Origin of the sequence: Marinobacter sp. MIT932201 (genome assembly GCF_047123295.1) — a bacterium.
In the GTDB taxonomy this organism is placed as follows: Bacteria; Pseudomonadota; Gammaproteobacteria; order Pseudomonadales; family Oleiphilaceae; genus Marinobacter; species Marinobacter salsuginis.
Window position 1 is genome coordinate 3208799 of record NZ_CP138917.1, and the last position, 12185, is coordinate 3220983.

Consider the following 12185-nt stretch of genomic DNA (forward strand, 5'->3'; position numbering starts at 1 on the left):
GAAAATTTAATAATTTTCTTCCAAAACCTCAAAATTAGGGCATTTTGCCTCTACTGACTCCCTAAGCTGCTTTCATCGCCAGCTCTCTGAGGACACCATGCGCCACCGAGAAAACGGCGCAATCCACGTCATTAGCGGCCTGCATGTCGTTCAGCATCCGCTCCCACCGGCCCAGTAGCATCTGCTTGTCCCTACGCCAGGCCTCCAGGCGTTGTTCCGGCGTTCCTTCGCCTTCGACAGGCTCGGAGAACACGCTGAACGTCAGGTTCCGCAGCTGATGGTCCAGCTCATCCCGGAAATGGATGGTTGCCAGAACCTGCCAGTGGCCATTCGCCCGGAACGCCCGCATCTGCCGGTCAAGCCAGGTCAGATTCAGACTCTCGCCGAGCGTGAAGTAGACCCAGGCCACCGATTCCAGATCCTCCCCCAGCTGACGGGCAATCTCGATCATATCCATCAACCAGTAGCGGCTTTCTGCGGATGCGCACCACGCCGCCAGGTCCTCGGGAACCTTACGCTCACAGTATTCAGCATAGCGGTCAAACCACCGACTTGCAGGGATCACCGATTCAAGACGGCTTCTGGAAGCCAAAACATCGGCCATCGGCGCCCGGTAATGATCAATGCAGGACACCGGGTCCAACGCCTGCCTACGGTTCTGCAACAGCCAGCTGGTACTGCGGGTGACCAGGCGAACCGCGTCGGCGAAAAGATCTGCCTGAACGGCTGCGCTGACATTTCCATCCAGTGATTCCATGGCCTCCCAATGGGCGTCTACGTCATGGATTCGCAGGGAGATCAGGTAGGCCGCGGCGATCCGGCCGGCATCTGCCCCCGTGGCACTGCGAATACGGTCGAACCAGGTAATGCCCATCCGGTTCACCATATCGTTGGCAATTTGCGTGGCCGAGATCTCGGCCCGCAGAGGATGAGACTCGACCGCTTCCGGGAAGGTGGCCAGCAGGGAGGCGGGGAAGGCGGAATGCAGCGCCGAGTTAAAACGCTTGTCTTGCACGATGGGAGACGCGACCAGCGCCTGCTTCAGTTCAATCTTCGCGTAGGAAACCAGCACCGCCAGCTCCGGCCGGGTCAGGCCACCACCCTGATCGCGGCGGGCCTGAAGTTCCTCGTCAGAGGGCAGAAACTCAAGATCACGGTCCAGCTTGCCCTCGGCTTCAAGCCTCCGCATCAGGCGATCATACTGGTCAGCGGTGGCAACCGCCGGATTCTGGGCCAGGCTGAGCGCCATGGCCTGCCGGTAATTGTTACGCAGAACAAGCTCGGCCACTTCCGGCGTCATCGCCCTGAGCATCCGGTTTCGCTCTGGAAGCGACATCAACTGCCGATGCACCAGATCGTTGAGCAGGATCTTGATATTTACCTCGTGGTCCGAGCAGTCAACACCACCGGCATTATCGATAAAATCGCTGTTGACCGAGCCACCGCGTCGGGCGAAGTCGATCCGGGCCTTCTGGGTAACACCCAGGTTGCCGCCCTCCCCGAGGGCTTTGCAGCGCAGTTCGGTACTGTCGATGCGCAAAGCATCATTGGTCTTGTCACCCACATCCTCATGAGACTCCGAGGGCGATTTCACGTAGGTGCCAATGCCACCATTCCAGAGCATGTCCACGGGCGCTTTCAGAAGAGCACTGATCAGGTCCGCTGGCGACAGGGTCCGGGCCTTGATCCCCAGCACCTTGCGCATTTGCGCAGACACAGGAATGGATTTCATGGAGCGCGAAAAAACACCACCGCCGTCACTGATCAGCCCGGTGTCATAATCGGCCCAGGAGGAGCCTGGCAGGCCGAACAGCCGCTGGCGCTCACGAAACGATGCCGCGGCATCCGGATTCGGATCGATAAATATGTGCTGGTGGTTGAACGCACCGACCAGGCGAATCCGGTCCGAGAGCAGCATACCATTGCCAAACACGTCGCCACCCATGTCACCGATCCCGACCACGGTGAACTCATCCGCCTGGGTGTCCGTGCCTTTTTCCAGGAAATGCCGTTTGACCGACTCCCAGGCGCCCCGGGCGGTAATACCCATTTTCTTGTGGTCATAGCCCTCACTGCCGCCGGAGGCGAAGGCATCGCCCAGCCAGAAGCGGTACTCGGCTGCCAATGTGTTAGCTATATCGGAAAAGGTGGCTGTACCTTTGTCGGCGGCGACCACCAGATAGGTATCATCGCCGTCGTATCGAACCACATTTTTCGGCGGCACCACCTGGCCGTTGTCGAGGTTGTCCGTGATGTCCAGCAGCCCCCTGATGAAGGTCTGATAGCAGGCAACGCCTTCCTCCCGCAGAGCCTCCCGTGAGCCGTCCCGTGGCGGCTGCTTCACCACAAAGCCACCTTTGGCACCGGCGGGCACAATCACCGAGTTCTTCACCTGCTGGGCTTTCACCAGACCAAGGATCTCCGTGCGGTAATCCTCTATGCGATCAGACCACCGGAGCCCGCCTCTTGCCACCGGCCCGGAGCGCAGGTGCACGCCTTCAATACGGGGCGAATAGACAAAAATCTCGAATTTCGGGGTGGGGCGCGGGATATCCGGGATGGAGGACGGATCCAGCTTGAGTGACAGGTAGGACGGAAACCCACCGTCCTCCCGGGCCTGAAAATAGTTGGTCCGGAGCGTTGCCCGGATCAGGGTAAAAAAGCGACGTAGAATTCGGTCGTCGTCCAGGCTTGCCACCGCCTCGAGGGCGTCGCGAAGCTCAGTTTCGATTCGCTCCACCTTCCCCTTGCGTCCTTTTATATCCGGCTCGAAACGGCTGAAGAAGAATGCAACAAGCCGCGAGGTGATCTCCGGATTGCGGGCCAGTGTCTCTGCAATAAAGGGCTGACTGAAACCGAACCGAATCTGCTTGATATAGCGGGCATAAGCCCTGATCAACGCGACTTCACGCCAGCTGAGACCGCACAGCATGATCAACTGGTTGAAATCATCGTTTTCAGCAAAGCCGTTCCATATCTCCCGGAATGCCGACTGGATCAATGGCCTGGCGGTGTCGAGATCGGCGGCACGGCACCGATCATGGAGCTCGACGGTAAAATCACTGACACCAAAGGTTTCGCCATCCCGTCGACGGACCCGATAGGGGTGCTCACCCAGAACACGCATTCCCAAGTTTTCCAGAATAGGGATCACGTCTGAAAGAACAACGGGCTGGCCTTCGCTGTAGAGTTTGAAGTGGAATCCGGTTTCGGCCGGGTCCCGCGGCTGGTAGAAGCGCATGGGGACATCGGTGCTCACGGCGATGGACTGGATCTGCTCGATATCAGCGAGTGCTTCCGATACCGGAAATCTTGCCCGGTAAGCCGAAGGGAAACCGCCGCTGAAAACCTGGGCATAGCGCCCGCCAATCGAGTCGCCGAAACTCCGAACCAGTTCACCATGCAAGTCATCGTCCCAGGATCGGGACTCTTCGACCATTCTGGCCACAAGCTCCCGGAGTTCGAGGGAGTCGTCGTTGTCGGCGGCCTGATTCTGGAGGACATCGGCAAGCTGTTCCAGCAGGGTTTGTTTTTGTAATGCGCGGGAATCGGTCATCGAAACTCTCCGGACTTGGTAAACGTTCTTACTGGACTAATGGAACTACCAGTATACGCAAGCCCAGAAAGTCACTTGGACCATATAGTTTCGGAATAGAGGAGTTTCGATTATATTTGCCACATGATTTAGCCGTTAATTCAACCTGGGACAGACAACATGGCCGATTTGGATCGAATAGACCAATCCATTATTCGCGAGCTGCAGAAGAACTCCCGAATCACGGTAACCGAGCTTGCCTCTCGGGTGGGTCTCTCCAAAACGCCGTGCCAGGTGCGGATGCGCCGGCTTGAAGAACACGGATACATCACCGGTTACACAGCCCTGGTGAATCAGACCAAACTCGGCCTCAGCCACATCGCCTTTGCCCAGGTAACCCTGAACGACACCAGCAGCGACGCTCTTACCGCGTTCAACAAAGCCGTTCAAAACGTCTCGGCGGTCGAGCAATGCCACATGATTGCCGGCAACTTCGACTACCTGCTGAAAGTCAGGACCCGCAACATGCAGGAGTACCGGCAGGTTCTGGGGGAGGAAATTTCTGCCCTGCCCCATGTGCTGCAGACCAGTACCTTTGTGGTAATGGAGAACGTGAAAGACGCCGGCCTGTAGAGGATTCCTCAGACGCCGGCGCTGGCAGTCACTCAGACTGCTCGTATTTGGGCTTGTACCCGCTGGCGTCCACACGGGCCCGGTCGGGCTCGGCTTCCTCCAGTGGCTGGACTTCCTGCAGACTGGCGAGGGAACGAAGCGTCAGTCGCTGGTATTCTTCGGTGCCCTTCTTCTTCCAGGCAATCTCCTTGTCGCTGAGCGTCCGCATCACTTTGGCTGGAGAACCAACGATCAGTGAGCCTGGCTCGCAGGTAAACTTTGCCTTCACGAAAGCGCAGGCGCCTACGATAGAGCGCGGCGCAATATGGGCCTCGTCCATTATCACCGCATTCATTCCTACCATGGCATCCTCGCCGACAATGCAGCCGTGGAGAATCGCCCCGTGCCCGACATGGCCATTCTTCTCGACCACCGTGTCCATGCCCGGGAAGGCATGCATCACGCAGGTATCCTGGACATTGGATCCCTGCTTGAGAACGATCCGACCGAAATCCGCACGCAGTGAAGCCGCCGGGCCCACGTAACAATCCGGGCCAATCCACACATCGCCAATCAGAACGGCTGTGGGATGCACATAGGCAGACGGGTGAACGACGGGAACAACGCCTTCTATACTGTAGCTGGGCATAGCGATCTCCTGGTTGGCAGGGCCCTGCAGCGTTCCGGGATACATCGGAGCAAAACGTGGGACCCGAAAAGTCATTGTGATTCATTTTCTGTATCACATTATCCTTTTCCTGGAGCTTTTTCATAGCCTGCAAGCTGTTTCCAGGGCAGGATTCAACGCTATTCTCCGGCCAACACAAAAGATCTTGATAATTTTTATCGACTTTTCAGCAACATAGAAATTCCACGCTGCCACACTGGACTAAAGTGATACAAAACATGGACAGCACAATCCTTGACGAGTATCAATTCTAAGATATACTCATTTTCCACGATCGATAGCACCGTGCCGATCAAGGACACCTTTCACGCTATCCCCCTACAACAAACAACAGGACAACACCGCCATGACTCAGCCGAGCATTCTTCTTGAAATCGATCAGGGCGTGGCTCTGCTTACCCTGAACCGTCCGGACAACCTGAACAGTTTCAATGTCGAAATGCACGAACGCATGCGCGATGCCATCAGCACCGTGCGCAAGGATGAGTCTGTCCGGGTACTGGTCATCACCGGCTCTGGCCGGGGCTTTTGCGCGGGTCAGGACCTCTCCGACCGCAGCGTCTCTCCGGATCAGGAAATGCCGGACCTCGGCGCTTCCCTTGAGAACTACTACAACCCGCTGATGCGCAGCCTGCGGGATCTGCCAATGCCCGTTCTGTGTGCCGTGAACGGTGTAGCTGCTGGCGCAGGCGCCAACATTGCCCTGGCCTGCGACATCACCCTCGCCGCCCGCTCAGCCAATTTTGTTCAGGCCTTCTGCAAACTGGGGCTGGTACCTGATTCCGGCGGCACCTGGACACTGCCCCGCGTGGCGGGCATGGCCCGTGCCAAAGGCATGGCGCTTCTGGGCGACAAGATCAGTGCAGAACAGGCCGAAAACTGGGGCATGATCTGGCGCTGTGTCGACAACGAGCAGCTCATGGACGAAACCATGAAACTGGCCCGTCATTTTGCGACCCAACCGACCAAGGGCCTCGCACTGATAAAACGGGCACTGCATGCCAGCGCCAGCAACACGTTCGAAGAGCAGATCAACCTGGAGCGCGATCTGCAGCGCATGGCTGGACAGACCGAAGACTACCGTGAAGGCGTTGCCGCCTTCATGGAAAAACGCACTCCGAACTTCAAGGGGAAATAAGCCATGCCGGCACTGGACACCCAAACCAAAGTTGCCGTCGTTGGGGCCGGAGCCATGGGCTCTGGCATTGCCCAGGTGGCCGCACAGGCTGGCCATCAGGTTTACCTGCACGATCAGAGAGAAGGCGCAGCCGAAGCCGGACGTGACGGTATCGCCAAACAGCTCCAGCGTCGCGTCGACAAGGGCACGATGCAGCAGCACGAGCTGGATGATGTGATCGGCCGGATTCAACCAGTCGCGAAATTGGATCAAGTAGCCGATGCCGGACTGGTGATCGAGGCCATCATCGAAGACCTTCAGATCAAACGTCAGTTGCTGGCCAATCTTGAAGACCTGTGTGCCGGCGATGCGATCCTGGCCACCAACACCTCCTCCATCTCAGTGACCGCCCTCGGCGCTGAAATGAACAAACCCGAACGCCTGGTGGGTATGCACTTCTTTAATCCGGCGCCCCTTATGGCATTGGTTGAGGTCGTTATGGGTCTGGCCACCAGCAAAGCCGTTGCCGACACCATCCATGCCACGGCAACTGCCTGGGGCAAGAAGCCGGTTTATGCGACATCGACTCCCGGCTTTATCGTCAACCGCGTAGCCCGTCCGTTTTACGCAGAGAGCCTTCGCCTGCTCCAGGAGCAGGCCACCGATGCCGCCACGCTGGATGCCATCATCCGCGAAGCGGGCCAGTTCCGCATGGGTGCGTTTGAGCTGACCGACCTGATCGGACACGACGTCAATTACGCGGTTACCAACTCTGTGTTCAATTCCTATTACCAGGACCCGCGCTTTCTGCCTTCACTGATCCAGAAAGAACTGGTGGAAGCCGGTCGCCTGGGACGCAAGAGCGGCCATGGTTTCTATCCCTATGGCGAGAATGCGGAGAAGCCGCAACCAAAGACCGAGCCTGCACATCAATCCGATGAATCCGTGGTCATCGCCGAAGGCAATCCCGGTGTCGCTGCACCGCTGCTTGAGCGACTGAAGGCTGCCGGCCTGACCATTATCGAGCGCGACGGCCCGGGCCAGATTCGATTCGGCGATGCCGTACTGGCGCTCACCGACGGCAGAATGGCAATCGAGCGCGCGGCCACCGATGGTATCGCCAACCTGGTGCTGTTCGACCTGGCCTTTGATTACAGCAAAGCAACCAGGCTCGCCCTGGCGCCCGCCGACCAGACGTCCGAGGCAGCGGTTTCCTGTGCCTGTGCTTTACTGCAGAAAGCGGGTATCGACGTCAGCCTGATAGCTGATCGTCCCGGTCTGGTAATCATGCGGACCGTTGCCATGCTGGCCAACGAAGCCGCCGATGCCGCCCTGCACGGTGTCGCGACAGTCGCCGATATCGACCTGGCCATGAAAGCTGGCCTGAATTATCCCGACGGTCCCCTGAGCTGGAGCGACCGTCTTGGCGCCGGGCACGTGTTCAAGGTGCTCACCAACATCCAGAACAGCTACGCAGAGGACCGCTATCGCCCTGCCCTGCTGCTCCGTAAGAACGCATTTGCACAAAAGGGGTTTTATTCATGAGCGAGATGGACCCGCAAGTACTCGCCGAAGAATGCGCGAAAGCCATGTTCGCGCGGGACCGCGCCAGCCAGAAGCTGGGCATGAACATTGAATCTATCGGCCCCGGCAAAGCGGTTCTCACCATGACCGTGACCGGTGACATGATCCAGGGCCACGGCTCCTGCCACGGCGGCTATCTGTTTACCCTGGCTGATTCAGCATTTGCCTTTGCCTGTAACAGTTACGACCGGGCCACCGTGGCTTCCGGTTGCAGCATTGATTACATGTACGGCGCCAAAGAGGGCGACCAGCTGACCGCCACCGCCGAAGAACAGGCCCGCGGCGGCCGCTCCGGCGTTTACGACATCACACTCACTAACCAGGACGGCCGCAAGGTTGCCCTATTCCGGGGCCGCTCCTACGAGGTTCGTGGCACCGTTCGCAACTCGGAGGAAACTGCATGAGCACCGACAACACCTTGAAAGACGCTTACATCGTCGATGCCATTCGCACCCCCATCGGTCGTTATGGCGGCGCTCTCTCCGCAGTGCGTGCAGACGACCTGGGCGCCATCCCCATAAAGGCGCTGACCGAGCGTCATCCGGACCTGGACTGGTCGAAAGTTGACGACGTTCTCTACGGCTGTGCCAACCAGGCCGGCGAAGACAACCGCGACGTTGCCCGCATGTCCCTTCTGCTGGCAGGCCTGCCGGTAGACGTGCCGGGCAGCACCATCAACCGCCTCTGCGGTTCCGGCATGGATGCAGTGGGCAGCGCCGCCCGGGCCATCCGTACTGGCGAAACCCAGCTGATGATTGCCGGCGGCGTCGAATCCATGTCTCGGGCTCCCTTCGTTATGGGCAAGGCCGAGTCCGCGTTCAGCCGCAAGGCGGAGATTTTTGACACCACCATCGGCTGGCGCTTTGTGAACCCGGTCCTGAAAAAGCAGTACGGCATTGATTCCATGCCCGAGACAGCGGAAAACGTTGCCGCCGATTTCGGCATTTCCCGGGAAGACCAGGATGCCTTCGCCCTGCGCAGCCAGCAGCGCACAGCGGCCGCCCAAAAGGATGGCCGATTCGCTACGGAGATCACACCGGTCACGATTCCCCGTCGCAAGCAGGACCCGCTCGTGGTGGATACCGACGAGCATCCCCGTGAAACCAGCCTGGAAAAACTGGCCTCACTGCCAACTCCGTTCCGTGAAGGCGGTACGGTCACCGCCGGCAATGCCTCCGGTGTCAACGATGGCGCCTGTGCCCTGCTGCTGGCCGGAGCCGACGCTCTCAAAAAGTACAACCTCAAGCCCCGTGCCCGGATCGTTGCCATGTCAACGGCCGGTGTGGAGCCACGGATCATGGGCTTTGGCCCGGCACCGGCCACCCGCAAGGTCCTGGCCACGGCCGGCCTGGAACTGGCCGATATGGATGTGATCGAGCTGAACGAGGCGTTTGCAGCCCAGGCCCTGGCGGTAACCCGGGATCTCGGTCTGCCGGATGACGCCGAGCACGTTAACCCGAACGGTGGCGCCATTGCCCTAGGCCATCCTCTGGGCATGAGCGGCGCCCGGCTGGTCACTACCGCCCTGAACGAACTGGAACGCCGCCACGCCGCGGGCCAGAAAGCCCGGTATGCCCTGTGCACCATGTGCATCGGTGTTGGCCAGGGAATCGCCCTGATCATTGAGCGGACGGATGCGGTGGCCTGAGGCCACCGTGCGGAACTGAACAAAGACCATTACTCGACAAGAACAACGCAGGACAGACTCATGACCTTACCACTGCAAAAACTTGGCAAACTTGACCGCATGGAAACCGCCAGCATCGATGAGCTGCGCCACGAACAGCTGCAACGCCTGCGCTGGAGCGTGGTCCATGCCTACACTAACGTGCCGTTCTATCGCAAAGCATTTGATGACATCGGCCTGAAACCCATGGACATCAGCTCCCTGGACGATTTGGCCAAGGTGCCATTTACCACCAAGGCGGATCTGCGCGACAACTACCCGTTTGGCATGTTTGCCACACCCATGTCCGACGTGGTTCGCGTGCACGCGTCCAGTGGTACCACCGGCAAGCCAACCGTGGTTGGTTACACCCAGAGCGACATCAACACCTGGGCTGACATTGTCGCCCGCTCCATCCGGGCCGGCGGCGGCTACCGGGGTGACAAGGTACATGTTTCCTACGGCTATGGCCTGTTCACCGGTGGCCTGGGCGCCCATTACGGCGCGGAGCGCCTGGGCTGCACCGTCATCCCCATGTCCGGTGGCCAGACTGAGAAGCAGGTACAACTGATCAAGGACTTCGAGCCAGACATCATCATGGTCACTCCGTCCTACATGCTGAACATTGCCGATGAGATGGAACGCCAGGGTATCGATCCCCACAAGCTGCCTCTGCGCCTTGGTATTTTCGGCGCAGAGCCCTGGACCAACGCCATGCGCACCGAGATCGAAGAGCGCCTTGGCATCGAGGCACTGGATATCTATGGCCTCTCTGAAGTCATGGGTCCCGGTGTGGGCATGGAGTGCATTGAAACGAAAGATGGCCCCACCATCTGGGAAGACCACTTCTACCCGGAAATCATCAACCCGGATACCGGCGAAGTACTGCCAGACGGTGAATACGGCGAGCTGGTCTTTACCTCACTGACCAAGGTGGCCCTGCCGATTCTGCGTTACCGCACCCGGGATCTCACGCGCCTGTTGCCGGGCACCGCCCGCCCGATGCGCCGGATCGACAAGATCACCGGTCGCAGCGACGACATGCTGATTATTCGTGGCGTGAACGTGTTCCCGAGCCAGATCGAGGAGCAGGTACTGAAGTGCGACGCGCTGGCGCCCCACTACGAGATCGAGGTTTACAAGGAAGGCAACCTGGACTGTGTGGATATCCGGGCCGAGCTGCAACCGGGCGCGACGGACACGCCCGAAAGTCGCGCCGCAGCGGCCAAGGAACTGACACACCACATCAAGTCCTACATCGGCATCAGCACCCGTGTTGAAGTGGTGGAAACCAATCGTCTGGCCCGCTCAGAAGGCAAGGCCAAGCGGGTCTTCGACCGCCGGAACAAGTAAGTCCCCAGCCAGACAGAGAGCCAGACCGCAGCCATTGCGGCTGGCTCTCTCGCCCTTTCCTGCCTTCTCCTGCACATAATCGCCGATTTAATTTCACTTTCCGTTCGCTGATCTCAATAGCATTTTCACACGTATCATATTTTTTATTATGCAAATCAGCACTATAGGATTCTTTAAGGAAGCTCTTAGATATAACATGACACACAAAGGCAGTTCTTGATATTTATTCAGTATCATATAATATGGACATATTGACCCTCAGCCGTCACTGAGGTCTCTCTTGTTCACGGACAACAGAACAACAAGCCCGATCCGGAGGTATTTGTTTATGTACGCCCAGCTCGTTGAAACCGGCGCCAAGCGCCTGAAGACCAAAGAAGAGATGTCGCCTGAAGAGCGCGAGTTTCAGGAAAAGGTCGACGCCGAAACCAAAATCGAACCCAAGAACTGGATGCCGGAAGGCTACCGGAAGACCCTCATTCGCCAGATTTCCCAGCACGCCCACTCGGAAGTGGTTGGCATGCTGCCGGAAGGCAACTGGGTAACCCGTGCGCCGACCCTCAAGCGCAAGCTCCAGCTGATGGCCAAGATCCAGGACGAAGCGGGCCACGGCCTGTACCTGTACAGCGCCATGGAAACCCTGGGTGCTGACCGTGACGAAGAGATCGAGAAGCTGCATCAGGGCAAAGCCAAGTACTCCAGCATCTTTAACTACCCGACCCTGAACTGGGCGGATATGGGTGCCGTTGGCTGGCTGGTGGATGGCGCTGCCATCGTTAACCAGGTGGTTCTGCAGCGTACTTCCTATGGCCCGTACTCCCGCGCCATGATCCGCATCTGTAAGGAAGAGAGCTTCCACCAGCGCCAGGGTTACCAGATCCTGCTGGACATGATGCGCGAAGGCACCGAAGAGCAGAAAGCCATGGTTCAGGACGCCATCAACCGTCTGTGGTGGCCGGCCCTGATGATGTTCGGACCACACGATGACGAATCCCCGAACTCGCAGCAGTCTATGGCCTGGAAGATCAAGCGCAAGAGCAACGACGAACTGCGTCAGATGTTCATCGACCAGACCGTTCCGCAGCTCGAGTTCCTTGGTTGCACCGCACCGGATCCGGACCTGAAGTGGAACGAAGAAACCGGCCACTACGATTTCGGTGAAATCAACTGGCAGGAATTCTACGACGTTCTCAAGGGCAATGGTCCCTGCAACCGCGAGCGCATCAAGACTCGCAAGAACGCGATTGATGGAGGCGCATGGGTCCGCGAAGCGGCCGTCGCCTACGCCGAAAAACAAAAACAGCGCGCGCAAGCCGCTTGATACCGGAGGAATAGAACATGGCTGAATGGCGCCTTTACGAAGTTTTCGTGAGATCCAAGCACGGTCTGAACCACAAACACGTTGGCAGCGTTCACGCTGCTGACGCCGAGATGGCCATGGAGAACGCCCGTGACCTGTACACACGCCGCAACGAAGGCGTGAGCATCTGGGTTGTGCCCTCCGACACCATCACGGCGTCCGCGTCCGACGAGAAGGAAGTGCTTTTCGATCCGTCGGAAGACAAGGTCTACCGGCACGCTTCCTTCTACAAGCTGCCCGATGAAGTCGGACACATGTAAGGAGCGGTAC

The 12185-nt window shown here is 58.6% G+C and carries 10 protein-coding genes; 8 read left to right on the forward strand and 2 right to left on the reverse strand.

Annotation, left to right across the window (positions count from 1 at the left end; all coding sequences use genetic code 11):
- Positions 1-61: 61 nt before the first annotated feature.
- Positions 62-3556, reverse strand: a complete 3495-nt coding sequence (locus tag SIC15_RS14695) for an NAD-glutamate dehydrogenase (protein WP_412536289.1) — start codon at positions 3554-3556, stop codon at positions 62-64.
- Between the two features lie 159 nt (positions 3557-3715).
- On the opposite strand from SIC15_RS14695, the gene SIC15_RS14700 reads away from it, so the two are divergent.
- Complete coding sequence (locus SIC15_RS14700) at positions 3716-4168, forward strand: Lrp/AsnC ligand binding domain-containing protein (protein WP_136632087.1); 453 nt, start codon at positions 3716-3718, stop codon at positions 4166-4168.
- 28 nt (positions 4169-4196) lie between these two features.
- On the opposite strand, the gene paaY is transcribed toward SIC15_RS14700, so the two are convergent.
- Positions 4197-4796 carry a phenylacetic acid degradation protein PaaY gene (gene paaY / locus SIC15_RS14705; RefSeq protein ID WP_291906203.1) on the reverse strand — a complete coding sequence of 200 codons (600 nt, stop codon included), beginning with the start codon at positions 4794-4796 and terminating at the stop codon, positions 4197-4199.
- A gap of 385 nt (positions 4797-5181) precedes the next feature.
- On the opposite strand from paaY, the gene paaG reads away from it, so the two are divergent.
- The 7 genes from paaG (at position 5182) to paaB (ending at position 12175) form a co-directional block, all read left to right on the forward strand.
- A complete protein-coding gene (gene paaG / locus SIC15_RS14710) occupies positions 5182-5973 on the forward strand; it encodes a 2-(1,2-epoxy-1,2-dihydrophenyl)acetyl-CoA isomerase PaaG (RefSeq protein ID WP_136632088.1) in 792 nt (263 codons plus the stop codon).
- Positions 5974-5976: 3 nt separating this feature from the next.
- Positions 5977-7497 (forward strand): 3-hydroxyacyl-CoA dehydrogenase PaaH, encoded by a 1521-nt coding sequence (gene paaH / locus SIC15_RS14715; RefSeq protein WP_412536290.1) that lies wholly within the window; start codon positions 5977-5979, stop codon positions 7495-7497.
- Positions 7494-7940 carry a hydroxyphenylacetyl-CoA thioesterase PaaI gene (gene paaI / locus SIC15_RS14720; protein ID WP_412536291.1) on the forward strand — a complete coding sequence of 149 codons (447 nt, stop codon included), beginning with the start codon at positions 7494-7496 and terminating at the stop codon, positions 7938-7940. Before paaH ends, paaI begins: the two co-directional genes overlap by 4 nt.
- On the forward strand, positions 7937-9184 hold the full coding sequence (gene pcaF / locus SIC15_RS14725; protein WP_174805010.1) for a 3-oxoadipyl-CoA thiolase: 1248 nt from the start codon (positions 7937-7939) through the stop codon (positions 9182-9184). Before paaI ends, pcaF begins: the two co-directional genes overlap by 4 nt.
- A 60-nt stretch (positions 9185-9244) precedes the next feature.
- Positions 9245-10555, forward strand: coding sequence for a phenylacetate--CoA ligase PaaK (paaK, locus tag SIC15_RS14730; RefSeq protein ID WP_412536292.1), 1311 nt, complete (start codon positions 9245-9247; stop codon positions 10553-10555).
- A gap of 328 nt (positions 10556-10883) precedes the next feature.
- Entirely contained in the window at positions 10884-11876 is a 993-nt protein-coding gene (paaA, locus tag SIC15_RS14735) for a 1,2-phenylacetyl-CoA epoxidase subunit PaaA (RefSeq protein ID WP_069182873.1), read from the forward strand.
- 17 nt (positions 11877-11893) lie between these two features.
- Complete coding sequence (gene paaB, locus SIC15_RS14740; RefSeq protein ID WP_069182872.1) at positions 11894-12175, forward strand: 1,2-phenylacetyl-CoA epoxidase subunit PaaB; 282 nt, start codon at positions 11894-11896, stop codon at positions 12173-12175.
- The last annotated feature ends 10 nt before the right edge of the window (positions 12176-12185 follow it).

Coding starts and splice junctions, on each gene's coding strand:
- SIC15_RS14695 (WP_412536289.1), bottom strand. CDS start 3,556: ATGACCGATTCCCGCGCATTACAAAAACAAACCCTGCTGGAACAGCTT.
- SIC15_RS14700 (WP_136632087.1), top strand. CDS start 3,716: ATGGCCGATTTGGATCGAATAGACCAATCCATTATTCGCGAGCTGCAG.
- paaY (WP_291906203.1), bottom strand. CDS start 4,796: ATGCCCAGCTACAGTATAGAAGGCGTTGTTCCCGTCGTTCACCCGTCT.
- paaG (WP_136632088.1), top strand. CDS start 5,182: ATGACTCAGCCGAGCATTCTTCTTGAAATCGATCAGGGCGTGGCTCTG.
- paaH (WP_412536290.1), top strand. CDS start 5,977: ATGCCGGCACTGGACACCCAAACCAAAGTTGCCGTCGTTGGGGCCGGA.
- paaI (WP_412536291.1), top strand. CDS start 7,494: ATGAGCGAGATGGACCCGCAAGTACTCGCCGAAGAATGCGCGAAAGCC.
- pcaF (WP_174805010.1), top strand. CDS start 7,937: ATGAGCACCGACAACACCTTGAAAGACGCTTACATCGTCGATGCCATT.
- paaK (WP_412536292.1), top strand. CDS start 9,245: ATGACCTTACCACTGCAAAAACTTGGCAAACTTGACCGCATGGAAACC.
- paaA (WP_069182873.1), top strand. CDS start 10,884: ATGTACGCCCAGCTCGTTGAAACCGGCGCCAAGCGCCTGAAGACCAAA.
- paaB (WP_069182872.1), top strand. CDS start 11,894: ATGGCTGAATGGCGCCTTTACGAAGTTTTCGTGAGATCCAAGCACGGT.